Source organism: Alteribacter salitolerans (genome assembly GCF_016901055.1).
Taxonomy (GTDB): domain Bacteria; phylum Bacillota; class Bacilli; order Bacillales; family Salisediminibacteriaceae; genus Alteribacter; species Alteribacter keqinensis.
This window is the reverse complement of record NZ_JAFEUX010000007.1, coordinates 87386-112997: the sequence shown is the minus strand read 5'-3', so window position 1 is coordinate 112997 and position 25612 is coordinate 87386. Positions and strand designations below refer to the sequence as shown.

Sequence of the window (25612 nt, the reverse complement as noted above, 5' to 3'; positions counted from 1 at the left end):
CAGACCTCCTCAAAAATAGTAATGCTTACTTATCGTTTAAAGCAACGACACCAGGAAGTTCTTTGCCTTCCATAAACTCAAGTGACGCTCCGCCACCAGTTGAAATGTGATTCATGCGGTCAGCCATGCCGAATTTTTCAACAGCTGCTGCAGAGTCACCTCCACCGATAACCGTATACGTTCCTTCTGCATCTGCTAATGCATTACCAACGGCCTTTGTTCCGTTAGCAAAGGTTTCAAGTTCAAATACGCCCATTGGACCGTTCCAGATTGCCAACTTGGAAGAAGTGATGACTTCTTTAAATGTTTCACGGGTTTTCGGACCAATGTCCAAGCCTTCCCAGTCAGAAGGGATGCTGTCGATATCAACCTCTTGCGTATTTGCGTCTTCACCGAAGTCGTCAGCTACAACAACATCTTCAGGCATGTAAAGGTTCACACCGTTTTTCTCTGCCTTTTCCATGAACTGCTTTGCAAGATCAACCTTGTCTTCTTCAAGAAGAGACTTACCGATTTCAAAACCGCGGGCTTTTATGAACGTGTAGGCAAGTCCGCCGCCGATAATCAAATTGTCTACCTTATCAAGCAAGTTATCAATCACACCGATTTTATCTTTTACTTTTGCACCGCCGATGATGGCTGTGAACGGACGTTCAGGCTCAGAGAGAGCTTTTCCGAGAACATCAAGTTCCTTTTCCATCAAAAGACCCGCAAGTGCCGGAAGATGATGTGCGATGCCTTCAGTAGAAGCGTGTGCGCGGTGAGCAGCACCGAATGCATCGTTTACGTAAACGTCAGCAAGCTCAGCGAATGCTGCGGCGAGATCTGCATCGTTCTTCTCTTCGCCCGCTTCGAAACGGACATTTTCAAGAAGGACGATATCTCCTTCACCAAGCTGGTCGATGGCTTTTTTCGGCTCAGCGCCATATACCTCATCGGTTTTTAGGACTTCTTTTCCTAAAAGGTCACTCAAGCGCTTAGCCACAGGATCGAGGCGAAGGTCTTCAACGACTTCTCCTTTAGGACGGCCTAAGTGACTCGCCAGAATAACTTTTGCCCCTTGCTCTGTAAGGTACTTGATCGTTGGCAGGGCAGCACGGATACGAGTTTCATCGGTTACTTCCCCATCTTTCATCGGGACGTTAAAGTCAACACGGCAGAATACTCGTTTTCCTTTTAAGTCGAGGTCACGAATCGTTTTTTTGTTCATGAAATTGGCCTCCTCGTGTTTTCATTCAATTTGATTTCCCGGGCATTCCGGGCTATATGAGTTAAGTAAAAGGGAAAGAGGAGCGGAAACCGCTGCCTCTTTCAGTTGTGGATCATTATGAGAGGTTTACAGTCCTTTTTTAGCGATATAGCCAACAAGGTCTACAAGGCGGTTTGAGTAGCCCCACTCGTTGTCATACCAGGAGATGACTTTAACCATGTTGCCTTCCATAACCATTGTAGAAAGAGCGTCTACAGTTGAAGACTCAGGGTTTCCGTTGTAGTCACCGGATACAAGCGGCTCTTCGCTGTAACCGAGAACACCTTTAAGGTCTCCTTCAGCTGCTTCTTTAAATGCTGCGTTTACTTCTTCAGCTGTTACTTCTTTGTCAAGTTCAGCCACAAGGTCAACAAGAGATACGTTAGGAGTTGGTACACGCATAGCGCCACCGTTCAGCTTCCCTTTAAGCTCAGGAAGTACAAGTGCTACAGCTTTTGCAGCTCCGGTTGTTGTCGGGATGATGTTTTCAGCTGCAGCACGGGCACGGCGGTAGTCCTTGTGTGGAAGGTCAAGGATCTGCTGGTCGTTCGTGTAAGAGTGAACAGTTGTCATCATACCGCGACGGATACCGAACTTGTCGTTAAGTACTTTTGCAAATGGAGCAAGACAGTTCGTTGTACAAGATGCGTTAGAGATAACGTGGTGGTTGTCAGCATCGTAGCTCTCTTCGTTAACACCCATAACAACTGTAAGGTCTTCGTCAGATGCCGGAGCAGAGATTAATACTTTTTTCGCACCTGCTTCGATGTGTTTCGCAGCGTCAGCACGCTTCGTGAAACGTCCTGTTGATTCGATAACCACTTCTACTCCAAGGTCTCCCCAACCAAGTTTCGCAGGGTCACGCTCAGCAAGTACTTTGATTTCTTTACCATCTACTACAAGGTTCTCTCCTTGTACTTCAACAGTAGCGTCAAGCTTACCGTGTACAGAGTCATACTGCAGAAGGTGAGCAAGCATGTCAGCATCAGTAAGATCGTTTACTGCTACTACCTCAACATCGTTGTTGTTTAGTGCTGCTCGGAATACGTTACGTCCGATACGTCCAAAACCATTAATACCAATTTTTGTAGCCATAATAATAGCTCCTCCTTATTTGGGTAAAGAAAGTTTTATATTTCAAAGGGTAATCCCCTTGATACACAATGTGATTGTCCACATTACCGCTCTATTAACGGCATGGGACATGATTAAACCTCAATTTCACTCAGTATTGCTTTTGCAGCGCCCTCATCTGTGACAAGGACTTCGCTCGGCCCTTGCTTCATATAGGCCTGAATCGCGTGCCCTTTCGATGACCCTCCTGCTACGGCAACCACATAAGGAATCGTGGCGAGGTCCTCCAGCTGCAATCCGATCGTCAGTACTTTATGGATAATATCCCCACTCTGATCGAAATAATAACCAAAGGCTTCAGCAACTGCATTTTTATCCCTGAGTTTATCGACGAGTTCCTGCGAAGACTGTCTGCGGGTCGCCATTGTCCTTGCTTCCCCGATACCGTGAACAACCATGGCGGCTGAACGGATCAGGCCGAGTATTTCTCTGACGGACGGCTCTTCAACGAGAGAACTGTACGACTCTTTGCTGAGCTGATCAGGTACATGAAGCAGCCGGTACTTTCCTGATGCTTTTCTGGCCATTTCAGCACAGATCGTATTCGCCTGGTTCTCTACCTGTTCCCCAAGGCCTCCCCTTGCCGGAACAAACAGCGCTTTTTCCAGTTCTGTGTTCGGAGCCATCATTTCAGCAACAGCTGAGATGGATGTTCCTCCTGTTACAGCAATGATGTTCTCTTCTGTTGAAAACTTCTTTTTCATCAACGAGACACACGCTCTTCCCATCTCTTTTTTCACCCACGGATATTCATCACTGTCACCAGGGACAATAACCACATCCTGAAGGTTAAAATGAGATTTGAGCTTTTTCTCCATCATGCTGATGTTGAAGGTTTCTTTCATGACTTCTTCCAGCTGAACAAGTAAATTGTACCCTTCTTCTGTGAGCGTCATTCCTGAGGAAGCGACATTGACCAGACCCTGGTCTTTTAAGAACATCACTTCACTTCTTAACACCCGCTCGGACATTTCAACGCTGGAAGCGAGGCTTCTTCTTCCGATCGGCTGCATTAACCGGACAAAACGAAGAATCCGATACCGCATACCCATCGTATCTACAAGATCAGGCAGCAGTTTTTTCTGGATATCCAACAATCGATTCATCTTTGAAACTCCTTTTTAAGTAGGCCGTTTTTATGTAACAGGGATTGGGTAATGATAAGTAATCGTCCAGGCTGCTTATTCGGGACACCAAATGTCCCCCATAGACATATTATGTCCCAACCACTGTAAAAAAAAGACCCGCCCTGCCAATCGGATTGTCCGTACTTTGGATAACACACTTTGTGTACATCCAAAGCCATTGTAGCAAGTAAAGGTCTGTGATTCAAGAATTAAGTTGTAAACAAATCATTTAGTTTTTGTTTCAATGTAAGATAAGAGATATTTCCTTCTTCCAAAACCTTTCCCTTATCATCTTCAATGACAGGAATGCGGATCTGGTATTTTTCAAGGAGAGCGTCGTCCTCGTAAATATCCATTTCTTTAACGGTGAACGGATAATCTTCACGAAGCATCTCCAAAACTGCCAGACCGCCTTCACATAACGGGCAGTCTTTTTTTGTGTAAAAAGTCAATTTCAAACTGAGGGACCTCCTGTTTATGTCAGGCGTAACGTTTCCGCTGGGACGAAGAAGGAATGTGCATCTCATCCCGGTACTTGGCAACCGTACGTCTTGAGACATGGATATCATGTTCAGACTTCAATAACTCGGCAAGCTTCTGATCGGAGAGAGGTTTGGCTTTCGGCTCTTCATCAACGAGGCGCTTCAGGTAAATCTTCACCTTTTCGGAGGAAGTCCCGTCACTGCCGCCCGCTCCTCCACCAACCATGGAGTTAAAGAAATATTTCAGTTCAAATACACCCCGGGGTGTCTGGACATATTTTCTTGTTGTCGCCCGGGAGACCGTGGATTCATGAACATCAACAATCTGAGCGATCTGCTTTAATGTAAGAGGCTGAAGGTAGCCGGGACCGTGATCAAGGAAAGCCTCCTGGTGCTTTATAATGGCCTCTGTTACATTTTTGAGCGTTTGCTGACGCTGGGCAATGCTTTTTATTATCCATTGAAGCTGCTCGTGCTTTTGCTTTAAATAGCCGTTTAATTCTTCATTATTTTCCTTCAGCATTTTTTCATACTGACGATTCAGCGACACCTTTGGCAGGTACTGGTCATTTAACATCACTTTATAACGGCCTTCGATTTTTTTCACCGTTATGTCGGGTGTCACATACTTGGCCGGCTCATCCTGAAACACAGCCCCCGGTCTTGGGTTCAGTGTCTGAATAAGATCAGCAATCGTCTGTATGTCCTGAACATCGACACCTGCTTTTTTAGCAATCTTCTTGTACTGCTTTTTTCCAAGGAGATCAAGATCCTCTTCTACCACCCGTTCTGCCAGGGGGTCACGGTTTTCAAGCTGTCTCAGCTGAAGAAGGAGACAGTCCTTTAATGAGCGGGCGCCGACACCCGCCGGCTCCAGGCTTTGAAGAATATGAAGAGCAGACTCCGTATTTTCCAACGGTTCATCCAATTCTTCTGCCAGTTTTTCTATTGTATAGGGCAGATAGCCGTTTTCGTCCACGCAAAGAGCGAGGTAAACGACGATCCTTCTCTGTGCATCAGGAAGTTTGAGGAGCCTGAGCTGGCTCAGCAAAAAATCCTGGAGCCCTTCTGTCTGGTCACTAACATGGTCAAGGGGGGAGTAGTCGTCATCGTGATCGTGACGGCTCCCTCTGTCATAGTATGGGGTCTGGAGATTCATACTGTCACGGACAAGCTCTTCATGAGCCCTGCTTTCCTTTAATTCAATCAGCGGGTTCTCAAGCTGCTGTTCGTGGAGATAGTTGTTCAAATCCAGAGCCGAATATTGAAGTATCGTAATCGCCTGTCTCAGTTCGTTCGTCATGACAAGCTTCATTGTCTGTTGCTGATACAATCCTAAATCCATATTCATCATGAGGTATAACCTCCCTCACACAAGTATACATGATTAGACACAATCTTTAAAATAGTGGCTCTGTTAAAGGCAGGTGTTGATTTCCGTTCATTGCATGCGAAGCGCCGTTTGGCCTCCTCGAAGATGAAGTACACCTGCTTCTTCCTCTGCCAGAATAGTAAAGCAGAATGCAGAAGTTTCACCAAATGGAAAAGTCCTATCTATCACACTGCTATTTTACCACACATTGTATGCGCTTTCCTGATGCAATATTTGTAATTGAATTCGTTAAATAGCTCAACTGAAGTTTGAATTCCCCGAGATTAGGCTATCATGAAAAGTGTCGATTTTTTTATGAAATACATAAGGGTGAAACATTTGACCTTCACTGACCATTACGGTTATGATAAGAGTACCTTCATGATGAAGCAGATGATTTCACAACATCATACGTATACAATATTAAAGGAGGATTTCGAAATGAATTTAATTCCTACAGTTATTGAGCAGACAAACCGGGGAGAACGTGCTTATGACATCTATTCCCGTTTGTTAAAAGATCGAATTATTATGCTGGGGTCAGGTATTGATGACAACGTGGCAAACTCCATTGTAGCACAGCTGTTGTTCCTGGCAGCCGAAGACCCTGAGAAAGACATCTCCCTGTACATTAACAGCCCGGGCGGCTCCATCACTTCCGGTATGGCCATCTACGATACGATGCAGTTTATTGCGCCAAAAGTACAGACAATCTGTATCGGTATGGCAGCAAGCATGGGGGCATTCCTTCTTGCAGCAGGGGAGCCGGGCAAGCGATTTGCCCTTCCAAACAGTGAAGTTATGATTCACCAGCCGCTTGGAGGAACACAAGGCCAGGCATCTGATATTGAGATTCACGCAAAACGCATTATTGAAATGCGCGAAAAACTGAATCAGATTCTTGCTGAGCGTACAGGCCAGCCTATGGAAATCATTCAGCGCGATACTGACCGAGACAACTTCATGACAGCGGATGCTGCCAAGAAGTACGGTCTTATCGATGATGTAATGGCAAAGAAAACAGATCTGTCCAACGCATAAGAGCGTGTGAATCACGAATGAGCCCCGGATGTGTGAAACATCCGGGGCTCATTTTTTAATGTGTAAATTAGAATTCTTTTTTTAAAAAGTTTGAGTTGGTGCAGGAATGCCTTCGTTTTGCAAGCCTTCAATTTTCAAAAAACAGGCTCTTTGCTAAAAAAAGATGACCCGAGTCTACCCGGAGTCATCTTTCTTAAAAATATAAAAAGTTGAACAGAGCGTCTATTCTTCCCGCTCGACAAATTGACGTAATGCTTCCAGAGCTTCTGATTCGTCACTGCCTTCAATCGTCAGCGCAACCGTTTTTCCTGAACCAATAGCCAGGCTCATAATCCCCATAATACTTTTGGCATTCACTTTTTTCCCGTCACGTTCGATAAAAATATCTGACGAGAAGCGGTTTGCCTCCTGTACAAACAAGGCAGCCGGTCTTGCCTGTAATCCTGTTTTTCGTCTTACAGTTAATGTTTCCTCGATCATTTCCGATTCCTCCTTTAGTCCTTATATACAAGCGCTTTCAAAAAGAACCTGTAGAAAAGGAAGTCAAAAATGACTAAACCTTTTCTCCTGCCCTTAGTTTTGTCGCATACTCATCAATTTTTCTTAAACGATGGTTGACTCCGGACTTACTTACTTTCCCGCTTTCAACCATTTCACCGAGCTCTTTCAGCGTCACATCCTGATGATTGATGCGGAGCTCTGCAATTTCACGAAGCTTGTCCGGTAAAATATCAAGACCTACTTCTTCCTTTATGAAACGGATGTTCTCTACCTGCCTCATAGCGGCACCTACCGTTTTATTCAGGTTGGCGGTTTCGCAATTCACAAGGCGGTTTACAGAGTTCCTCATGTCCTTCATAATGCGGACATCTTCAAATCGAAGCAGTGACTGATGAGCACCGATGACATTTAAAAAATCGCTGATACGTTCTCCTTCTTTCAAATAGAGGATAAATCCTTTTTTTCTCTCCAGCATTTTTGCATTCAGGTGAAAATGATTCATCAGCCTGCGTAAAGAATCGTTATGTTCCTCGTAAAGAGAGAAAATCTCCAAGTGATAAGAAGACGTTTCAGGATGGTTAACGGACCCTCCGGCCAGAAATGCCCCGCGTAGATATGCCCGTTTACAGCAATCTTTTTCAATCAGATCAGGAGAGATCTCTCTCGTAAAAGAGAAAGCCCCTTCCATTATTTTAAGCTCCTCAAGAAGCTTACGCGCTTCATTGGAGATTCTTACAATGTAGACGTTGTTCTTTTTCAGCCGCATCTTCTTACGCACGAGAAGCTCAACGTGCAATGGATAACACGTTTTAATCAATGAATAAATCCGTCTTGCTATGGCTGCATTCTCGGTCTGGATATCGAGAATCATTTGTTTGTTTCCGAATGACAAAGAACCATTCATGCGGATAAGGGCCGCCAGCTCTGCTTTGCTGCAGCACGGGTCGACCTCCAGCTGAGTGAGTTCTTTTTTTGTCATGGAAGCAAAGGACATAGGTCCCACCCCCTGACGTAAAAAATTTACAAGTCCGGCCAGTAGGATGACCGGTCCCATCGTTTTATCTTTATTTACTATTATAGCTTGATCTTCCCCTAAAGCATACTCACAAGACGCTGGGAAACTTTCAGGGCATCGTGCCGCAGAAGGTAATTATCAAAGTATAACAGTTCATCCCCTATAATTTCTACTTCCAGTTTATTCAGATGATCGCTGTCCACCTTTACTTCCATCGCCCCTTCAGTTGCATAACGCTGGGCGTAGGACAAAGGAATCGGCTGGGTATTTACGAGCACCTTATCGAGAAGGTCTTTTCCTACATGGTCTACAAGGGCCTGCACATGGTCACCTGCACTGAAGTCATCCGTCTCCCCGGGCTGGGTCATTACGTTGCAGACGTAGACCTTTTCAGCCGAGGCTTTCTTAACAGCATCTGCAATTCCCGGAACAAGAAGATTGGGCAGGATACTCGTATACAGACTTCCCGGACCAATCACAATCAGATCGGCTTTGTTAATCGCGTACACAGATTCCTTGAGGGCCGTTACGTTTTCCGGTTCAAGGAAAACCCGTTTGATTTTTTTACCCGCATGAGGGATCTTGGATTCCCCTTCTACGTGGGTCCCATCTTCCATTTCTGCATGGAGGACGATGCTCTGGTTCGCTGCAGGCAGTACCTTCCCTTTTACATTCAACACCCGGCTCAGCACTTCCACACCCCTGGCAAAATCCCCGCCTGTAATGGACGTCATCCCCGCGAGGAGGAGGTTGCCAAGAGAGTGGCCGGTGAGGCCGTTCCCATTTTCAAACCGGTGCTGAAACAGCTCCTCTACAAGAGGCTCCACTTCAGAAAGGGCAATGAGTACGTTCCTCACATCACCCGGCGGCGGAATATTGAGCTCTTTCCTGAGACGCCCGGAGCTGCCCCCGTCATCGGCTACGGTGACAATGGCCGTAATATCCACCGGAAAAGTCTTTAATCCCCTGAGTAAAACCGACAGTCCTGTTCCTCCCCCTAAAATGACGACATTTGCTTTTTTCAACCTTCTCGTCGTCCTTTCTCTACGTCACGGTGAGAAACATACGTCATGTAACCAAGATCGAGAATTTTCTGCTTAAAGTATTCAGCAAGGGTGACAGAACGGTGTTTGCCTCCTGTACAGCCGATAGCAACGATTAGCTGGCTTTTCCCTTCCCGTTTGTAATGAGGAAGCATATAGCTCAGAAGATCATGAAGCTTTTCGTTAAACTGCTGGGTCTCTGACCACTTAAGCACATAGTCGGACACTTCTTTATCCAGCCCCGTCTTCGGACGCATATGGTCAATGTAGTGGGGGTTTGGAAGAAACCTCACGTCAAACACAAGGTCTGCATCAATCGGAATGCCGTGTTTGAAGCCAAACGACATGATTTGCACGGAAAATACATTTTTCTCGGGTGAGGAGAAGCGTTCGATAATTTTTTCTCTCAGGGCAAGGGGCTTCAGATCGCTCGTATCAATAATCAACTGGGCCTGCCCTTTTAATTCATCAAGCATCTGACGTTCCAGTTTAATCCCTTCAAGGGGCGGTCCGTCTCCCGCAAGAGGATGCGAACGTCTCGTTTCCTTATAGCGGCGGACAAGCGCATCGTCCTTCGCCTCCAGGAACAAAATCTGGGGCGTCACTTTGGCCTCTGAACTGAGATAGTCAATGGTTGCGAAAAGTTCATCGAAAAAGTCCCGGCCGCGAAGATCGATGACAAACGCGACCTTCTTCATTTTTTCACCGGAGTTTTCGATTAAGTCAACGAACTTCGGAATCAGCGCGGGAGGCAGGTTATCCACACAAAAATAACCGAGATCCTCAAAGCTCTGGACCGCGACAGTCTTTCCGGCTCCTGACATCCCTGTAACAATGACAATTTCCATCTCTGTTGCTTTTGTTCTGTTTTCCATCACTGTCACCTCTCCCCTCTTTTATTCAGCATCCAGGCTGTATGAAAGCAACTTATAATCTGTGGAGTAAACAAACGTGCCGTAAATGAGACCGTCCCGGCTCAGGATATGTTTAAAGAAGTGGTGGTCCCCGGCTGCCATAGGAAGATTTATAATATTTTCCGCAGGCTGCCACTCCAGGTGGCCTTCGGGAGATTCACTGAGAAGTTCACCACTGAAATTTTCAGCGTAAAACGTAAACAGCATCCACTCGTTAACGGTTTTCCCCTCTTCTTCCACAACGACTGTGAACACGCCTCTTAGTGTGGGTTCATGGAGATCAATGCCTGTTTCCTCTTTAAATTCACGTACGGCACTTTCTTTTACGGATTCCCGTGGCTCCATCTTTCCGCCCGGTGCCACCCACCATCCGCGGCTGGGCTTTTGCAGCATTAACACCTGATCGCTTTTTTTATCATGTAAAATACAGTTGCTTACTCGTCTCATACGGTTCACCTCTGCTATGTCTGCTACATTTATATTCATAAAAAAAGATATTGACCTGTTTTGGAATGCTACTGTCCCTGCTCTGTATGTACTGCGGAACAGCTGGATTATCGGGACAGGATTGATTGATCACATTTTCACAATTAAGGATAGTGTGACAATCCGCTTCTCTTGATTAAATTATACTATATATTGCACACCGTAACCAATAGAACAGGAAAAAAGGATTGTTTATACAGGGGGGAATGGCGGTTGGTGAATGTAACAGGAGACTCGCTGATATGAAGGCAAAAAAAGGGGCACAGACTTCGATCGCCTGTGCCAAAATATATAAAAGGGGGTCAATTACTTATTCTTATATTACCCCCATTGTGTGACAGATCTGTTACAGGTTCGTTAAGACGGAATTACGATTTCTAAAACCTGGTGAACTCCCTTCAATAACCAGGAAAAGTCCCATACCCAAACGAAACTCCCGCCTATGAAACAGGTTCGCCTCCCGAAGTAGTACAGCCCAAAGTCGAAAAAGTTCGGGGGTCAAAAGTTCGGGGGTCTGTCCCCGCACAATTGCTGGTGTTCTCTTGACATTTCTTGGACAGGTACCGGGGTTTTAGCCATGGCCAGGCTGTGGCTAATGATGCGGCTGTTCGGTGTCGAAATACAGGGTATTCTCTTTAAATCGTCCAAAAGTCTGCATAAAACGTCCCGAACTCTGCATAAACACCAGAAAGTTCTCCAAAAAACAGCCTCAACTCTCCATAAATCCACAAAAGTTCTCCATAAATGTCCTTCCAGTCTTTTCAGCGTCCCTTCTAAACCAAAAAAGCGGCTCATCACCCGATGAGCCGCCGCTTACACATTTAATTCTTCGCTTTTTCACTTTCAAGCTCTTCAATCAGACTTTCCACATAGTGCTGAACTGCCTGGGCTGCGATACTTCCGTCTCCTGTTGCTGTCACAATCTGACGGAGTGTTTTCTCACGAACATCCCCAGCCGCATAGATTCCCGGAATTTTCGTTTCCATCTCGTCATTTGTTTCCACATAGCCGTCTTCGTTCGTAATGCCAAGGTCCTTAAACGGCTCGTTGATCGGAAGCATACCGATATAGATAAATACACCGTCCGTTTTAAATTCACGCTCAGAACCATCTTTCGTGCTGACGAGTGTAACACTCCCCACTTTACCCTCTTTGTCGTTGATCTCTTTTACAACAGTGTCCCAGATAAAGTTAATCTTTTCGTTGGCAAACGCACGGTCCTGAATAATTTTTTGGGCACGGAATTTATCACGCCGGTGAACAATCGTCACTTTGCTGGCGAAACGAGTGAGATATACCGCTTCTTCCACTGCAGAGTCACCACCGCCGACAACCACAAGCTCTTTATTTTTAAAGAAAGCACCGTCACAAACCGCACAGTAGGATACACCGCGGCCGCTCAGCTCTTTTTCACCATCAACACCAAGAGCTTTGTATTTCGCTCCTGTGGCAATAATAATCGCACGTGTTTTAATTTCACCATTGCCTAACACGATGCGCTTGTATTCTTTACCGTCGATGATTTCTTTTACATCACCGTATTTATACTCAGCACCGAACTTTTTAGAGTGATCAAACATTTTATTAGACAAGTCCGGACCGAGGATGCTGTCATATCCCGGGTAGTTTTCAACGTCTTCTGTATTGGCCATCTGTCCGCCCGGCATGCCGCGCTCGATCATAACCGTGGATAAGTTTGCACGGGACGTATATACAGCAGCTGTCATCCCAGCCGGTCCTGCTCCGATTATTACAACATCATAAATTTTTTCTTCAGTCACTTTGTCCACTCCCCTAATACGATAGGTTGATTTGTTCACATCTATATCCTATGAAAAAATAATCACGAAGTCCATCGTTCTGCTCACACGTTAGTGTTTGCCTATGATGAGGCATTATACCGCCTTCCACCCATCGAAAAAGAGGTTGACTCAAAAGGTTGTTTTTTTACCTTTTGGGTCAACCTCAAGCAATGAGTGGAGCCGCTGCCCTCTTTATAGAGCCCGGCAGGAGTGGTTTTTCTCCAGCCGGGCGAGCAGCGTGCGGAGCCATTGCCAATCTACCGAGACCTTTTGAGGCCCCGGCTTTGAACTATTCTTGTTCGGATTCAGGCATGCGGTAGTAGAACCAGGATCGCTCTGGCTTTGCGTCCTGAATCACCTTGTCCATACACCACTCCGCCAGCTTCTTTTGGTGGTGGTCAAACTGCGTGACCCGTTTCCAAAGCTGACGGGCACGCTCCTTATCTCCTGCCATCCAGGCTGTAAGAGCCATCTGATGATAAAAACGCGGACGCTTTAAAAAGGTATGGCGCTGATACAAGCGTTTGAACCAGTCATACGCCTCGTGGTAATCACCCAGGAAAAACCACGTTTTTGCCAGGTGATAGCCGTACCAGTCGTTCATCGGTCTCATAACTCTTAAACCAGAGGCCATCTGTTCCCAGGCAATATCTCCCGTTTCTTTCAGGAAAACAGCAGCGTTACACTGGGCAAGGAAGTTTTTGTCCTCTTTCTGTAAAAGATCAGCGACAATATCGAGCGCCTGCTCTTTTTCACCTTGATAAAACATAGCTTCGGCCATGTAGGCATAAAGATCCCACTGCTTCGGCTCTTCCGATAAGGAAGTCGTCACTTCCCGTTCCGCTTCGTCAAACTGCCCACGGTCGAGAAGGTCTGCGGCTCTCTCAAGTCGGCTGTGAGCAAGCTGCTCTTCTGTTTCCTCAACATCATCGAGCTCTTCCTCATCGTCTTCAAGCATTTCAAGAAGCGTCGTCGCATCTTCAGCGAACTCTCCTTTAGGGTCCAGCTTCAGATACGTTTTCAAATGCTTCACGGCAATGTCGAAATCCCCTGCATGAGCAAGATTGTTGGCTAAAAAGAAATAGCATTCTGCCATGTTTTCATCAATCTCATTAATGACTTTTTCAAGGAGCTCGTTTGCTTCTTCAAAATGTCCTTTTTCCGACATGACAATGGCCATCTGACACAAAAATACAGGCTCCTCCGGCTCAAGGCGGAGCGCTCTCTTAATGTAATGTGCAGCCTGGTTTATATTACGGTTCTGATAGGCTTCGATACCTTTTTTATAGTAGTAGGCGCCGTCCTGTAAAAAAGGAATGACCTGCCCCTTCTTCTCATTTACATTTATGTTACGCACGAATTGTGCCCCCAATCACGGTCAAGAACTTCTATCTTCTTACAAATTACTGCAAAAAACACATACAAGCAGTATAACACGCACCACATCCACAATTCCACACCGTAATTTCTCACTTAAAACAAAATGAGGGGTCTGACCCTCTGTGATAAATTCACAGAGGGTCAGACCCCCGAACTTATGGTGTTTTATTTTTTCAGGTGCTGTTTGCCGAAGCGGTCCTCGAGGCGTTCCAGGATCAGGTCGAGTGGCAGCTTTTGTTCTTCCAGGAGAACCATCAGGTGGTAAAGAAGATCCGCCGTTTCCCAGGTGAGTTCCTCAGGCGAGCGGTTCTTGGAAGCGATGATGACTTCCGACGCTTCTTCTCCTACTTTCTTCAGAATTTTATCCACGCCTTCGTTAAATAAATACGTGGTGTAGGAGCCTTCGGGACGTTCTTTTTCCCGGCTCGCAATCGTCTTCTCCAGCTCTTCGAGAATGGCAAAGCGATCCCTTTTCCCTTCAGCTGAGCCGCCTTCACTTGAGACGAGGGTGTCCGAGAAACAGCTCACCGCCCCCGTATGGCACGCAGGTCCACGTGGTGTCACAAGTACGACCAGGGCATCCTGATCACAGTCAAACCGGATTTCCTCTATTGTCTGAGTGTTGCCTGAAGTGGCCCCTTTGTGCCAAAGCTCCTGGCGGGAGCGGCTGTAAAACCATGTCTCCCGGGTCTCCACGCTCTTTTGAAGCGACTCTTCATTCATATACGCCACCGTGAGCACTTCTTTTGTCGAAGCATCCTGAACCACCGCAGGAATGAGTCCTTTATCATCAAACGTAAGGTCTTTGAGTGTGATTGTCATCGTATGTTCAGCCCCTTCTCTTTTAACCAGTCTTTCACTTCCGCTACACTCGTTTCTTTATAGTGGAAAATAGACGCAGCCAGTGCTGCATCAGCTTTCCCGGCCGTAAAGGCCTCATAAAAGTGCTCTTTCGAACCGGCACCGCCGGAAGCGATCACAGGAACGCTGACCGCCTCACTGACAGCCGCTGTGAGTGCAATGTGAAAACCTGACTTGGCTCCGTCCTGATCCATGCTTGTAAGAAGGATCTCACCGGCGCCCAGTTCCACTGCTCTTTTTGCCCATTCAACCGCATCCCAGTCAGTTGAGTTTCGGCCGCCGTGGGTAAACACGCGCCATGATCCCATCTCTTCATCCCAGCGGGCATCGATGGCAACGACGATACACTGGGAGCCAAAGTAATCGGCTCCTTCTGTAATCAGTTCCGGACGCAGTACAGCCGCAGTATTCAGACTCACCTTGTCCGCACCGGCACGGAGAACCCGTTTCATGTCAGCCAGGGCATTGATTCCGCCCCCCACCGTAAAGGGGATGGCCAGTTCTCCGGCCACCTTCTCAATCACATCCACCATCGTTTCCCGTCCTTCGTGAGACGCGGAGATGTCGAGGAACACAAGCTCATCGGCCCCCTGCTCATCGTAAAAAGCAGCAAGCTCAACTGGATCGCCGGCGTCACGCAAATCAACGAACTGAACGCCTTTTACAACGCGCCCTTCTTTTACGTCGAGACACGGAATAATTCGTTTCGTAAGCATCAGTCTGCCACCTCCTCCAGCGCTTGCTTTAGTGTGAACCGTCCTTCATACAGCGCTTTTCCGACGATGGCCCCTTCGATTCCTTCGGAGGCACGGGCCTTCAAATCAGCCAGGTCCTTCAATCCGCTTACCCCGCCGGATGCCACAACGTTCTTTCCGGTCATGCTTCCCAGGTTGGCGATGGCATCCACATTCGGTCCGTTGAGCATGCCGTCCCGTGAAATGTCCGTCATCACAAACCATTTCGCTCCGTGACTCGCGAGCTCAAGGGCCAGGTCTTCTGCTTTTACCGTTGACGTTTCAAGCCATCCGTGAGTGGCAACGTAACCGTCACGGGCATCGATCCCGATTACGACACGGTCACCGCCATATGTACGAAGCATCTCCTGAACAAAGGCTGGATCGCTGATGGCCGAGCTTCCGAGGATGACCCGGTCAACCCCTTCATCCAAATAGGCCGCAGCCGCTTCAAGAGTACGGATTCCTCCGCCTACCTGAACACGTGCGTCCAGTTCTTTTGCCGCCCGGGTTACATGCCCGTGGTTAACGGGAGCCCCTTCTTTTGCTCCGTCAAGATCAACCATGTGAATCCACTCTGCTCCTTCTTCCGCAAAGGTTTTCGCCATATCAAACGGGCTGTCGCCGTAAACCGTTTCCTTATCGTAATCTCCCTGAAGGAGACGGACACACTTGCCACCGCGCATATCAATGGCCGGATAAATAGTAAACATTACTTTCCCCCCTCTACCTGGTCGGCAAAATTACGAAGCATCGCTATTCCTACGGTACTGCTTTTTTCCGGGTGAAACTGTGTTCCCCACACATTGTCACGGGCCACCACAGCCGGAATTCGTTCATAGTAGTCCGCATAGGCAACGAGGTTGTCCGGGTCTGCCACATGAACAGCGTAGGAATGAACAAAATAGACATGCCCTTTAGGCACACCTGCGGTGACAGGGTGATCAGCTTTCGCATAATGAAGCTCATTCCACCCCATATGCGGCACTTTGTACCGCTCCCCTGTTGCTGACATGCCAGTAAGCTTCTCGACACGGCCAGGCAAAAGACCAAGTCCATTTGTCGAGCCGTTTTCTTCGCTTTTATCAAAAAGCAGCTGCATGCCAAGACAGATGCCCAGCAGAGGCTTTCCTGACGCTGCCCAGTCTTGGATAAACAAGATGAGACCGGCGTTTTCAAGTTCGGTTATACCGTCCCGAAACGAGCCTACACCGGGTAAAAGAAGGCCGTCTGCTTTTGAAAGTTCAGCTTCGTCTCCTGAAATAAAGTACGGATAGTCAAGGCGCTCCAGTGCTTTTGAAACACTGTGAAGGTTCCCCATTCCGTAGTCGATAATGCCAATCATTATAAACGTCCTTTCGTTGACGGAACCCCTTTAACACGGGGATCGATCTGGGTTGCCTCGTCCAGTGCGCGGCCGAGGGCTTTAAAGACCGCTTCAATAATATGATGGGTATTTTCCCCGTACGGTACGTTCACATGGAGGTTCATCCGCGCTTCAAGAGCGAGCTTCCATAAAAATTCATGCACAAGCTCTGTATCAAACGTGCCCACCTTCTCACTCGGCAGATTCACTCTGTACTCAAGGTGCGGGCGGTTACTCAGATCCACTGTCACCTGGGCAAGAGCTTCGTCCATCGGTACGAAGGCGTTTCCGTAGCGGCGGATCCCTTTTTTATCTCCGAGGGCTTCCTTCAGTGCTTCACCAAGAACGATCCCGATATCTTCAGTGGTGTGGTGATCGTCAATTTCTGTGTCCCCGTCAGCCTGAATGTTTAAGTCAAACAGTCCGTGACGGGTAAAAAGATCGAGCATATGTGTTAAAAACGGCACGCCTGTCTCAAGGGATGACTGGCCTTCACCGTCGATGTTTAAGGAAAGATTAATCTTCGTTTCATTAGTGTTGCGCTTTTTTGTAGCGAACCGGTTACTCGTTTTCGTTGTCATGTTCTTTCTCCTCCAAACGTTTTTCGACGGCGCGGGCGTGGGCTTCGAGTCCCTCGAGTCTGGCAAATGCCGCAATTTTCGCCCCGTGGCGCTGTGCCGAGGTTTTACTGTAGGACAAAATGCTGGATTTTTTTGTAAAGTCATCTACATTCAACGGACTGGAAAAGCGGGCAGTGCCGTTCGTAGGTAATACGTGGTTGGGCCCGGCGAAATAATCACCCACAGGCTCCGAACTGTTTTCCCCAACGAAGATGGCTCCGGCGTGCCGGATCGCCCCCAGGAGTTCAAAGGGGGATTCGGTCTGCACTTCGAGGTGCTCCGGTGCCAGTTCGTTTACGGCATCGAGGGCTTCGTTCATGTCCCGGGTCACGTAGATGGCGCCGTAATCACGGATGGATGCTTCGGCGATGTCTTTTTTGGGCAGGGTTTCAAGCTGCTCGTACACTTCTTTGGCCACCTGTTCGGCCAGCGTAAGATCCGGTGTGACAAGAACGGCGGATGCCATCGGGTCGTGCTCGGCCTGGGATAGCATATCCGCTGCGATGTAGTCAGGGCGGGCGGTACTGTCGGCAAGAACGACGATTTCACTAGGGCCCGCGAACATGTCGATGTCGACTGTGCCATAGACGAGCTGCTTTGCAAGAGCCACATAGATGTTGCCGGGGCCGACGATTTTATCTACGGGAGCGATCGTTTCCGTTCCGTATGCAAGAGCGGCTACGGCCTGTGCACCGCCGACTTTGTAGATTTCCTTAACGCCCAGCTCACAGGCGGTAACGAGGACAACGTCGTTTAAGGTTCCGTCTGCCTGTGGCGGGGAAACCATGACGATTCGTTCAACGCCTGCGACCTGTGCGGGAAGTACGTTCATCAGAATTGTTGACGGGTAAGAGGCCCGGCCCCCCGGCACGTAGACGCCTACTGCGTCGAGGGGGGTGATTTTCTGGCCAAGAATTGTACCGTCTTCTTCCGTCGTCATCCATGATTGTCGTTGCTGACGTTCGTGAAAGCGGGTAATGTTCTCTTTTGCTTCACGAAGGATAGCGAGTGTTTCATCATCCACGTTTTTGTAGGCGGCGTCCATTTCGCTCTGGCTTACTTTAAGGGTATCGAGTCTGGCACCGTCGAACTGCTCGGTGAGTTCTGCGAGGGCTGTATCTTTTTCACGCCTGACGCGGCTAATGATTCCTTCCACCGCTTTTCGCTGTTCGCTTGTTCCCTGGTCGACGGTCCGTTTGATACTCACGTCTTTGGAGTATTCGGTGATGTTCACTGGCCGCTCCCTCCTTCAACGACACGGGCGAGACGTTCGATCATGTCATCGATCTGGCCGGCTTTCATCCGGTAGCTTACAGGGTTGACGATAAAGCGTGACGTGATCGGCATCATCGTTTCCGTTTCCACGAGGCCGTTTTCTTTCAATGTGCGGCCGGTGGAGACGATGTCAACGATCCGGTCGGCAAGACCTACGAGAGGAGCAAGCTCAATCGAGCCGTTCAGCTTGATGATTTCCACCTGTTCCCCCTGCTCGCGGAAGTATCCGGCAGCGAGTTTCGGGTATTTTGTTGCGATTTTAGGTGCAATGTCCGCCTTTGAATCGTAGCTTGGGAGAGCGGCGACAGCCATATAACAGGCGCTGATCTTCAGGTCGAGTACTTCGTATACGTCACGCTTTTCTTCGATCATGACGTCCTTTCCGGCTACTCCCACATCAGCTACGCCGTGTTCCACGTAGGTGGGCACGTCCATCGGTTTGGATAAAATAAAGCGCATGTTGGCTTTCGGTACGTCAAGAATGAGTTTCCGGGAATCATCAAATTCCGGCGGCAGGTCGTATCCCGCCTGTCTCAGAAGAGAGACCGCTTCTTCAAAGATGCGTCCTTTTGGCATGGCAACTGTGAGGAGGTCGTCCTTGGTTTGAGTTTGATTATTCGTTTCTGTCAACGCCGCCACCTCCGTTTGTTCCGTTTTTTCCGATTAAATAATGCACATCGTCAAATTGCTTCGAGTAGGCGTCGAGGTCCCGTATGCCCATAACATCCTGCATCACCACAGACTGGCCTTCGTTTCTTAAAGTATCGGCGGTCTTCATCGCTTCTTTCCGCCGTTCGTTTGAGTAGATGATGGCGTTGCTGATGGTCACGTCTTCTTTTGATTTTCCGAGGGCTTCGGTCAAAAGGTCGAGCCGGACGGCAAAGCCTGTAGCCGGTTCGGGCCGGTGAAATTTAGAAAGAAGCTCGTCATAGCGGCCTCCGCCTCCGAGGGGGAAGCCAAGCTCATCGCTGTAGGCTTCAAACACCATGCCCGTGTAGTAGCTCATGTGCATCACCAGGTTCAGGTCAATGATGACTGAATCTTCAAGATCGTACGCTTTAAGAACGTCCACGAGCTTGTAAAGGTCAGCAAGGGATTTTCGCCCTACTTCTGTTTCAATCAGGGCTTCTGCTTCATTTAAAATGCCGAACCCGCCTCTCAGGCTGAGAAGGCTGTGGAGTCTTCTCCGGTCAATGGACGAGAGTGGCAGCTGATCGACATCTCTTTTAAAGCCGACGTAATTTTTTTCATAGAGATAGCGGCGGAACGTGCCTGCCCGCTCCTCGTTTCCGAGGATTTCAGTGAGTAGCGTATTGACGAACCCGATGTGGCCGATAGCTACTTTAAAGTTTGAGAGGCCGGCTTTTTTAAGAGCGGCGATCATAAGGGCAATTACTTCTCCATCGGCGCTGGCGGTCGGGTCTCCGATAAGCTCCACGCCTACCTGTTCAAATTCAGCCGGTTTGCCCCCTTCACGCTGCTGGGCACGGAATACACTGGCGTCGTATGTAAGACGGGCCGGGCGCTCTGTTCCTTTCAGGGTCGATGCGGCAATCCGGGCAATCGGTGCCGTCATGTCCGGCCGGAGAACTAGGGTGTTTCCCTGCTGATCAAGGAGTTTAAACAGCTGTGTGTCGGAAGTGGCTGAGGCTGTTCCGATCGTATCGTAAAATTCAAGAGTCGGTGTTTCAATAGGCGCGTAACCCCATTTGGCTACTTCTGTGGCGATGGTGCTTCTCACCTGCTGCTTCAATGAATAGAGTTCAGGCAGCGTGTCTCTCATGCCCACCGGCTTTTCAAACATAAATGGTTTCGTCATCTCACGTCACACCTTTATCAAAATTGTGCGGGGTCTGTCCCCGGAACTTTCTGCTGTAAATTGTGCGGGGTCTGTCCCCGGAACGTTTCAAAAAAAAGAAGGGTTTTTGGCTGTGCGTGTCGTACGGGCTTTTTTTCCGGCACAGCTTAAGATGGTTTCGTTTTTCGCTTTAGTTCGCTAATGTGATGTCGTAATAAAGTTATACGTAGTAGTCTACAAGGCTTTTCAGATAGCGTCAACCGATTTGGCTCGATTTTCTTACTATTCTGTCGTTCGTATGTTCAGTCAGCAGGTGGAAGCGAGGCATGCTCACTCTTTCACCACTATACCCATTCGCCTTTAATGAGCCATTTCCCTATTAACAGACATAATAAGAGCAGAATTGCATTCCAGGAGCCCTGTATTCCGGTTACGGTAATCACCTCTATCTTTTCCTTAAAGACAGGTTTCATCACAGTTACGGTTACGGATCGGAGAAGATTTTGAGAGAGAGTGCGCCAGGTTGCTTTGTCAATAGAAAAGCAAAAAAGTTCAGGGGACAGACCCCTGAACTTTTTTAGATATCTTCTTTTGTTCTGATGATTTGCATCGGATTGCCGCCGACAAAGGCGCCTGGCGGGACGTCTTTGTGGACGAGAGTGGCGGCTCCGACGATGGCTCCGTCCCCAATCGTCACTCCGGGAAGAATCGTGGAATTGGCGCCGATGAGGACGTTGTCCCCGATGATCACCTCTCCGATCCGGTATTCTTTGATGAGGTATTCGTGAGCAAGAATCGTGGTGTTGTAGCCGATAACGCTGTTTCTGCCGATTTTGATTTTTTCCGGAAACATCACATCGAGCATTACCATGAGAGCGACACTCGTTTCTTTTCCTACGTCCATTCTGAGAAACGTGCGGTAAAGCCAGTTTTTCATGCCGAGAAACGGTGTATACCGTGCCATTTGAATAACGATGAAGTTTTTCACTACTTTAAGAAAAGGAACGGTTTTATATACGTGCCATAATGAATTTGCTGTTTTTACTGGATAACTTGTCGTTTTTCTCATCGGTCCCGCTCCTCACCATTGATTGAAATGACCGGCAGAGAAACTGCCTGCCCTTTTCCACCGGAAAATGATTGATTACTGTTTACTGGTGCTGACGCCTAAAACATCAAGGAGGTCTGTCATGGAATCGAGCATTACATCGGGCTCGAATGTTTCCAGATACTCACGGCCTTTTACAGACCATGCCACACCTGCAGTTTTCGTTCCGGTGTTTTTACCGCCGAGAATATCGTGCTGGCTGTCGCCGATCATAATCGCCTGCTCCGGCCGGCTGCCTAACTGCTCGAGTGCTTTTTCCAACGGCTCAGGATGAGGCTTGTAGTTTTCCACGTGATCAAGAGCAACAATCACGTCAAAAAAGCGGTCCAGTCCCATGAGTTTCATGCCTTTGATGGCCGTGTCACTCCGTTTCGTCGTAACGATGGCCAGCTTATACCCTTGTTTGTGAAGGGCTTCAACCGTTTCCAGCACACCTTCATATTCCGTAACGAGGTCATCGTGCTTTTCATGATTGAACGTTCTGTACGTGTGCGTCATTTCGGCAACACGCTCAGGGTCGAGGTTTTCAAACGTCTCAGAGAGAGGCGGTCCGATAAAGTGGATCACGTCTTTCTCCTCGTACTCACCCGGGTAATACGTTTCCATCGTGTGCATAAAAGAAGAAACGATCAGATCGATTGTATTAATGAGCGTACCGTCAAGATCAAATAAAACTGTATCAACATGTTCCATCGTGTTGTATTTTGTCATCGGTCAGACTTCCTTTCGAAATTGGAAATTGTGCGGGGACAGACCCCCGACAAAAAGTTCGGGGGTCTGTCCCCGGAACTTTTTATAATTTTTCTTGTGTGCTACGAGATATTCTTTTCGTACTGGTGTGCGTCTGCTTCTTTCTTTTCAATGCGGTTCCAGATGAAGGCGACTGCAATGGTCAGAAGTACAGCCGTCACGAGCCTGATCAGAAGCAGGGGCCAGAGCGGAATGCCGAGTGGCGCGAAGATCAGGGTGTCTTCAATGACCGCGTGACAGGCCACAAGGAAGATAAACACCAGATAGAGATCCTTCTTTCGCACACCATCTTCTTTTACGGCCTGAATCATCACACCGGCACCGTAGGCCAGGCCAAAGACGAGCCCGGCTGCAAGCGTGGTGGATGTGTTTTCCCGTATGCCCAGTACCTTCGTAAATGGAGACATCCATTTAGAGAACACGTCGAGCCACTTTAAATCTTTCATAATCTGAATAAAGACCATAATCGGGATCACAATCGCTGCAAGCTGCACGATTCCGAAGAACGCACTTTCCATGCCCTGCATCAAAATCGCTCCCCAGCCTGTGAGCTCTTCCTGGGATGGCCCTGCCACAAACCCGTAGCGCGCTGTTTCCTGTCCCCCCTGCCAGGTGAGATGAATTACCCACGCCGCTGCAAGAGCGAGACCGATCCGAACGACAAGAACAACCCAGATCTTTAAGCCTACCTTTTTTGCTACAGCCGACTCTACAAACAGGTTGTGGGAAAAGGACAGCATCACTGCCAGAATAAACACTTCTTTTACGGTCAGGTCCATCGTGAGAATTGCCCCGATGGCCGCATATAAATTCAGCACATTACCCAGTACAAGGGGAATCGCTGCTTCACCTGAAAGTCCGATCGCCCCCATAAGAGGGGAAAGCAGCCTTACAAGCCAGTCCATGACCGGCGTGTGACTCAGGATCGTCACGATCAGTGTTATAGGAAATATGATTTTTCCGAGCGTCCATGTGGTGGACAGCCCTACTTTTAATCCATTTTTTAATGTTGTAAGCATAGGAGTCCCCCTCGAATGCGCTTGTTAAAACGTCAAGTTTTGCCTCATATTACATTATCACAATCTCTATCCATAAAGAAAGATCACTGCTCTTCCCAAACAAAAAGAGGCCACTGAAAAAGTACAAAACAACTTTTTCAGTGCCTTTTATTTAAGTTGCAATGGCTCCATTCGGTTGCGCGCCTGTTACGCTCATTGCTTAGAAGGCACTGGAAAAAGGTAAAGGCGGACCTTTCTCAGTGCCTTCTACAAAAATGCCGGGAGTCTTTTCTTCTCCCGGCACCTCACTTTATTTTCGTTTCTTTTTCTTATTTTTCCCCTGCTGGGGGGAGCTGCCTGTTTTTTTGCCCGAACCGGTTTTAGATGCCTCGTCGTTATCCAGGTAGCGCTTGTCTGCGACTCCTGTCTGGCGGCGATAGACGATCAGTGCAACAGCACCCACAACCAGGACGATGGAAATGACCTGAGCTGTTCTCAGGAGGTCAAAGATCATCAGGCTGTCGGTCCGCAGGCCTTCAATAAAGAAGCGTCCGACCGAGTACCAGATGACGTAGGTGAGGAACAGTTCGCCCCGGCGCATATTGACACGGCGCAGATAGAGAAGGAGGGCCACACCGGCCAGACTCCACAGAGATTCATATAAAAATGTCGGATGGTAGTAGGTTCCGTTGATGTACATGCCGTTAATGATAAATTCCGGGATCATCAGGCTCTCAAGAAACTGGCGGGACACTTCCCCGCCGTGGGCTTCCTGGTTCACAAAGTTACCCCAGCGGCCGATTGCCTGACCGAGAAGAATACTCGGTGCTGTAATATCAGCAATCTTCCAGAAGGAAACGCCCCGTTTTTTCGCAAAAATAACGGCCGTCACAACAGCCCCGATCAGACCGCCGTGGATCGCGAGGCCACCTTCCCAGATCGCAATAATCTGACCTGGATTTTGAGAGTAATAGTCCCATCTGAAAATCACATAATAAAGACGCGCACTCAAAATGGCAATAGGTATAGCAAATAAAAGCAAATCAGCAATCAGGTCTTTGGGAAGACCTCGTTTCTTTCCTTCAGCGTTAGCTAGTAAGTACCCCAGGAAAGCCCCGAAAGCAATGATCAGGCCGTACCAGGCTACCGTAATCGGCCCGAGTTCAAAAGCAACGGGGTTCAAGGGTTGTGCGGTTCCTAACATCGTTTCACCTCATTATTACGTTCTGCCGCAGAAGCTCACAGGATCCCCTGTGAGCACAAAGAGCATGCGGCAGCCCGTTCATCTTTTAATAATCTTCTTTATCCCCGTCTTCAATGACATCGTTCAAACGTTCCGTAAATTGCTGGGCTGCGTTGATTCCCATACGCTTCAGCCTGAAATTCATAGCAGCTACTTCGATAATAACGGCAAGGTTACGGCCGGGACGCACCGGGATCGTAAGCTTCGGTACAGCTGTTTCAAAAATTGTCATCGTATCTTCATCAAGCCCGAGACGGTCGTACTGCTTTTTCTGGTCCCAAAGCTCAAGGTGGATCACCATGCCGATCCGCTTATAGTTTCTGACAGCTCCGGCACCAAAGAGAGTCATGACGTTGATGATCCCAAGACCTCTGATTTCAAGTAGGTGCTTAATGAGATCCGGCGCAGACCCTACAAGAACACCGTCGTGCTCCTGCTTGATTTCCACGCTGTCGTCCGCCACAAGACGGTGTCCCCGGCGGACAAGATCAAGCGCTGTTTCACTTTTACCAACGCCCGATGAGCCTGTGATCATAACGCCGATACCGTAAATGTCAATCAAAACCCCGTGAATCGCTGTCATCGGAGCCAGCTCGGTTTCAAGATAGTTGGTGAGCTGTGAACTGAGACGTGTCGTCGTCATTTTGGAAACGAGTACCGGCACCCCGACTTTATTCGCAGCTTCGATCAGTTCCGGCGGCGCCTCATTGTCTCTTGATAATATAATGCCTGGTGTGTCATATGTAGACAGACGGTCCATCCGGTCCTGTTTTTCTTCATCCGTCAGCTGGCTGAAAAACGTCAGCTCTGTTTTTCCGAGGAGCTGAATACGCTTTGCGGGATAATAAGTAAAATATCCGGCCATCTCCATCCCGGGTCTTGAAATATCCGGTGTTGTGATCGGGCGGAACACAACATCCCCTTCTCCATTTACCAGTTCCAGATCAAATTCTTCAATTAATTCTTTCGCTGTTACTTTTGCCATCAATATACCTCCTACAGCCATTCCTGTATATCCTTAGTTTATACAAAACACTGCCAAATCACATGCAGTATGCTTTCGTTTCTGAACCTCCTCATTTTATCACAACTCCCGTACAAGCAGAAACAAACCTCACATGTCAACAGTAACACCCCAAAGTTCGGGGGTCTGTCCCCGTACAATTTGTCGCCAACATGGCTACCGGATAAGATAATTGTATAATTCCAGCATTTCAGCAGTTTCCTCTGTTCGAAGCGCACCCTCCCTTTTCCCTGAACACAAAAAAAGCCGTCTGCCGGGGGGATTCTCCCCTTGGCAGACGGTTTTTGTT

General features: G+C 48.1%; 26 protein-coding genes. 1 reads left to right on the top strand and 25 read right to left on the bottom strand.

Annotation, left to right across the window (positions count from 1 at the left end; genetic code table 11):
- Positions 1–25 precede the first annotated feature (25 nt).
- From JSY36_RS14370 to rpoN, 5 genes are all read right to left on the bottom strand, one after another.
- The gene (locus JSY36_RS14370; RefSeq protein WP_205166897.1) at positions 26–1210 is read right to left on the bottom strand and encodes a phosphoglycerate kinase; all 1185 of its coding nucleotides are present in this window, start codon (positions 1208–1210) and stop codon (positions 26–28) included.
- A 126-nt stretch (positions 1211–1336) separates the two neighbouring features.
- Positions 1337–2344 carry a type I glyceraldehyde-3-phosphate dehydrogenase gene (gap, locus tag JSY36_RS14365; protein WP_122898961.1) on the bottom strand — a complete coding sequence of 336 codons (1008 nt, stop codon included), beginning with the start codon at positions 2342–2344 and terminating at the stop codon, positions 1337–1339.
- Between the two features lie 113 nt (positions 2345–2457).
- Positions 2458–3489: a sugar-binding transcriptional regulator gene (locus JSY36_RS14360; protein WP_205166896.1), complete on the bottom strand. Its 1032-nt coding sequence runs from the start codon at positions 3487–3489 to the stop codon at positions 2458–2460.
- Between the two features lie 230 nt (positions 3490–3719).
- The gene (locus JSY36_RS14355) at positions 3720–3968 is read right to left on the bottom strand and encodes a glutaredoxin family protein (protein WP_205166895.1); all 249 of its coding nucleotides are present in this window, start codon (positions 3966–3968) and stop codon (positions 3720–3722) included.
- Between the two features lie 22 nt (positions 3969–3990).
- Positions 3991–5346, bottom strand: coding sequence for an RNA polymerase factor sigma-54 (gene rpoN, locus JSY36_RS14350; protein WP_236784920.1), 1356 nt, complete (start codon positions 5344–5346; stop codon positions 3991–3993).
- Positions 5347–5805: 459 nt separating this feature from the next.
- Between rpoN and clpP the strand changes: the two genes are divergently transcribed.
- On the top strand, positions 5806–6405 hold the full coding sequence (gene clpP / locus JSY36_RS14345) for an ATP-dependent Clp endopeptidase proteolytic subunit ClpP (RefSeq protein WP_122900060.1): 600 nt from the start codon (positions 5806–5808) through the stop codon (positions 6403–6405).
- A 222-nt stretch (positions 6406–6627) separates the two neighbouring features.
- On the opposite strand, the gene JSY36_RS14340 is transcribed toward clpP, so the two are convergent.
- The 20 genes from JSY36_RS14340 to hprK all read right to left on the bottom strand — a co-directional run bounded on the left by JSY36_RS14340 (position 6628) and on the right by hprK (position 25284).
- The gene (locus JSY36_RS14340) at positions 6628–6885 is read right to left on the bottom strand and encodes an HPr family phosphocarrier protein (protein ID WP_205166894.1); all 258 of its coding nucleotides are present in this window, start codon (positions 6883–6885) and stop codon (positions 6628–6630) included.
- A 73-nt stretch (positions 6886–6958) separates the two neighbouring features.
- Entirely contained in the window at positions 6959–7900 is a 942-nt protein-coding gene (whiA, locus tag JSY36_RS14335; protein WP_122898969.1) for a DNA-binding protein WhiA, read from the bottom strand.
- Between the two features lie 98 nt (positions 7901–7998).
- Positions 7999–8946, bottom strand: coding sequence for a gluconeogenesis factor YvcK family protein (locus tag JSY36_RS14330; protein ID WP_122898971.1), 948 nt, complete (start codon positions 8944–8946; stop codon positions 7999–8001).
- On the bottom strand, positions 8943–9839 hold the full coding sequence (gene rapZ, locus JSY36_RS14325; protein WP_122900062.1) for an RNase adapter RapZ: 897 nt from the start codon (positions 9837–9839) through the stop codon (positions 8943–8945). The genes JSY36_RS14330 and rapZ overlap by 4 nt, the downstream gene beginning before the upstream one ends.
- Positions 9840–9860: 21 nt before the next feature.
- A complete protein-coding gene (locus JSY36_RS14320) occupies positions 9861–10325 on the bottom strand; it encodes an 8-oxo-dGTP diphosphatase (RefSeq protein ID WP_205166893.1) in 465 nt (154 codons plus the stop codon).
- 860 nt (positions 10326–11185) lie between these two features.
- Positions 11186–12154 carry a thioredoxin-disulfide reductase gene (gene trxB / locus JSY36_RS14315; protein ID WP_336511498.1) on the bottom strand — a complete coding sequence of 323 codons (969 nt, stop codon included), beginning with the start codon at positions 12152–12154 and terminating at the stop codon, positions 11186–11188.
- Between the two features lie 301 nt (positions 12155–12455).
- Positions 12456–13523, bottom strand: a complete 1068-nt coding sequence (locus JSY36_RS20850) for a tetratricopeptide repeat protein (protein ID WP_205166891.1) — start codon at positions 13521–13523, stop codon at positions 12456–12458.
- A 188-nt stretch (positions 13524–13711) separates the two neighbouring features.
- The gene (gene hisIE / locus JSY36_RS14305; RefSeq protein ID WP_205166890.1) at positions 13712–14368 is read right to left on the bottom strand and encodes a bifunctional phosphoribosyl-AMP cyclohydrolase/phosphoribosyl-ATP diphosphatase HisIE; all 657 of its coding nucleotides are present in this window, start codon (positions 14366–14368) and stop codon (positions 13712–13714) included.
- Positions 14365–15123: an imidazole glycerol phosphate synthase subunit HisF gene (hisF, locus tag JSY36_RS14300; protein WP_122898981.1), complete on the bottom strand. Its 759-nt coding sequence runs from the start codon at positions 15121–15123 to the stop codon at positions 14365–14367. Before hisF ends, hisIE begins: the two co-directional genes overlap by 4 nt.
- Positions 15123–15854 (bottom strand): 1-(5-phosphoribosyl)-5-[(5-phosphoribosylamino)methylideneamino]imidazole-4-carboxamide isomerase, encoded by a 732-nt coding sequence (gene hisA / locus JSY36_RS14295; RefSeq protein WP_205166889.1) that lies wholly within the window; start codon positions 15852–15854, stop codon positions 15123–15125. Before hisA ends, hisF begins: the two co-directional genes overlap by 1 nt.
- Positions 15854–16486 carry an imidazole glycerol phosphate synthase subunit HisH gene (gene hisH / locus JSY36_RS14290; protein ID WP_205166888.1) on the bottom strand — a complete coding sequence of 211 codons (633 nt, stop codon included), beginning with the start codon at positions 16484–16486 and terminating at the stop codon, positions 15854–15856. The genes hisA and hisH overlap by 1 nt, the downstream gene beginning before the upstream one ends.
- Positions 16486–17088 carry an imidazoleglycerol-phosphate dehydratase HisB gene (hisB, locus tag JSY36_RS14285; protein WP_205166887.1) on the bottom strand — a complete coding sequence of 201 codons (603 nt, stop codon included), beginning with the start codon at positions 17086–17088 and terminating at the stop codon, positions 16486–16488. The genes hisH and hisB overlap by 1 nt, the downstream gene beginning before the upstream one ends.
- A complete protein-coding gene (gene hisD, locus JSY36_RS14280) occupies positions 17069–18361 on the bottom strand; it encodes a histidinol dehydrogenase (protein WP_205166886.1) in 1293 nt (430 codons plus the stop codon). The genes hisB and hisD overlap by 20 nt, the downstream gene beginning before the upstream one ends.
- Positions 18358–18978, bottom strand: a complete 621-nt coding sequence (gene hisG / locus JSY36_RS14275) for an ATP phosphoribosyltransferase (protein WP_122900065.1) — start codon at positions 18976–18978, stop codon at positions 18358–18360. The genes hisD and hisG overlap by 4 nt, the downstream gene beginning before the upstream one ends.
- A gap of 37 nt (positions 18979–19015) precedes the next feature.
- Complete coding sequence (locus JSY36_RS14270; protein WP_205166885.1) at positions 19016–20221, bottom strand: ATP phosphoribosyltransferase regulatory subunit; 1206 nt, start codon at positions 20219–20221, stop codon at positions 19016–19018.
- 556 nt (positions 20222–20777) lie between these two features.
- Positions 20778–21269 (bottom strand): acyltransferase, encoded by a 492-nt coding sequence (locus JSY36_RS14265; RefSeq protein WP_205166884.1) that lies wholly within the window; start codon positions 21267–21269, stop codon positions 20778–20780.
- Between the two features lie 75 nt (positions 21270–21344).
- On the bottom strand, positions 21345–22019 hold the full coding sequence (ppaX, locus tag JSY36_RS14260; RefSeq protein WP_236784918.1) for a pyrophosphatase PpaX: 675 nt from the start codon (positions 22017–22019) through the stop codon (positions 21345–21347).
- 101 nt (positions 22020–22120) lie between these two features.
- Positions 22121–23077, bottom strand: coding sequence for a nucleoside recognition domain-containing protein (locus JSY36_RS14255; RefSeq protein ID WP_122898995.1), 957 nt, complete (start codon positions 23075–23077; stop codon positions 22121–22123).
- Positions 23078–23366: 289 nt separating this feature from the next.
- Positions 23367–24260, bottom strand: coding sequence for a prolipoprotein diacylglyceryl transferase (gene lgt / locus JSY36_RS14250; protein WP_122898997.1), 894 nt, complete (start codon positions 24258–24260; stop codon positions 23367–23369).
- An 85-nt stretch (positions 24261–24345) separates the two neighbouring features.
- Positions 24346–25284 (bottom strand): HPr(Ser) kinase/phosphatase, encoded by a 939-nt coding sequence (gene hprK, locus JSY36_RS14245; protein ID WP_122898999.1) that lies wholly within the window; start codon positions 25282–25284, stop codon positions 24346–24348.
- Positions 25285–25612 lie beyond the last annotated feature (328 nt).

What these genes read in the sequence shown, in the direction of transcription:
- JSY36_RS14265 (WP_205166884.1), bottom strand. Translation starts at nt 21,269, where the DNA reads ATGAGAAAAACGACAAGTTATCCAGTAAAAACAGCAAATTCATTATGG.
- hisF (WP_122898981.1), bottom strand. Translation starts at nt 15,123, where the DNA reads ATGCTTACGAAACGAATTATTCCGTGTCTCGACGTAAAAGAAGGGCGC.
- JSY36_RS14255 (WP_122898995.1), bottom strand. Translation starts at nt 23,077, where the DNA reads ATGCTTACAACATTAAAAAATGGATTAAAAGTAGGGCTGTCCACCACA.
- rpoN (WP_236784920.1), bottom strand. Translation starts at nt 5,346, where the DNA reads ATGATGAATATGGATTTAGGATTGTATCAGCAACAGACAATGAAGCTT.
- clpP (WP_122900060.1), top strand. Translation starts at nt 5,806, where the DNA reads ATGAATTTAATTCCTACAGTTATTGAGCAGACAAACCGGGGAGAACGT.
- gap (WP_122898961.1), bottom strand. Translation starts at nt 2,344, where the DNA reads ATGGCTACAAAAATTGGTATTAATGGTTTTGGACGTATCGGACGTAAC.
- JSY36_RS14360 (WP_205166896.1), bottom strand. Translation starts at nt 3,489, where the DNA reads ATGAATCGATTGTTGGATATCCAGAAAAAACTGCTGCCTGATCTTGTA.
- hisIE (WP_205166890.1), bottom strand. Translation starts at nt 14,368, where the DNA reads ATGACAATCACACTCAAAGACCTTACGTTTGATGATAAAGGACTCATT.
- JSY36_RS14270 (WP_205166885.1), bottom strand. Translation starts at nt 20,221, where the DNA reads ATGACGAAACCATTTATGTTTGAAAAGCCGGTGGGCATGAGAGACACG.
- JSY36_RS14340 (WP_205166894.1), bottom strand. Translation starts at nt 6,885, where the DNA reads ATGATCGAGGAAACATTAACTGTAAGACGAAAAACAGGATTACAGGCA.
- whiA (WP_122898969.1), bottom strand. Translation starts at nt 7,900, where the DNA reads ATGTCCTTTGCTTCCATGACAAAAAAAGAACTCACTCAGCTGGAGGTC.
- rapZ (WP_122900062.1), bottom strand. Translation starts at nt 9,839, where the DNA reads ATGGAAAACAGAACAAAAGCAACAGAGATGGAAATTGTCATTGTTACA.
- hisA (WP_205166889.1), bottom strand. Translation starts at nt 15,854, where the DNA reads ATGTTTACTATTTATCCGGCCATTGATATGCGCGGTGGCAAGTGTGTC.
- JSY36_RS14320 (WP_205166893.1), bottom strand. Translation starts at nt 10,325, where the DNA reads ATGAGACGAGTAAGCAACTGTATTTTACATGATAAAAAAAGCGATCAG.
- JSY36_RS14370 (WP_205166897.1), bottom strand. Translation starts at nt 1,210, where the DNA reads ATGAACAAAAAAACGATTCGTGACCTCGACTTAAAAGGAAAACGAGTA.
- lgt (WP_122898997.1), bottom strand. Translation starts at nt 24,260, where the DNA reads ATGTTAGGAACCGCACAACCCTTGAACCCCGTTGCTTTTGAACTCGGG.
- hisG (WP_122900065.1), bottom strand. Translation starts at nt 18,978, where the DNA reads ATGCCAAAAGGACGCATCTTTGAAGAAGCGGTCTCTCTTCTGAGACAG.
- hprK (WP_122898999.1), bottom strand. Translation starts at nt 25,284, where the DNA reads ATGGCAAAAGTAACAGCGAAAGAATTAATTGAAGAATTTGATCTGGAA.
- ppaX (WP_236784918.1), bottom strand. Translation starts at nt 22,019, where the DNA reads ATGACAAAATACAACACGATGGAACATGTTGATACAGTTTTATTTGAT.
- hisB (WP_205166887.1), bottom strand. Translation starts at nt 17,088, where the DNA reads ATGACAACGAAAACGAGTAACCGGTTCGCTACAAAAAAGCGCAACACT.
- hisH (WP_205166888.1), bottom strand. Translation starts at nt 16,486, where the DNA reads ATGATTGGCATTATCGACTACGGAATGGGGAACCTTCACAGTGTTTCA.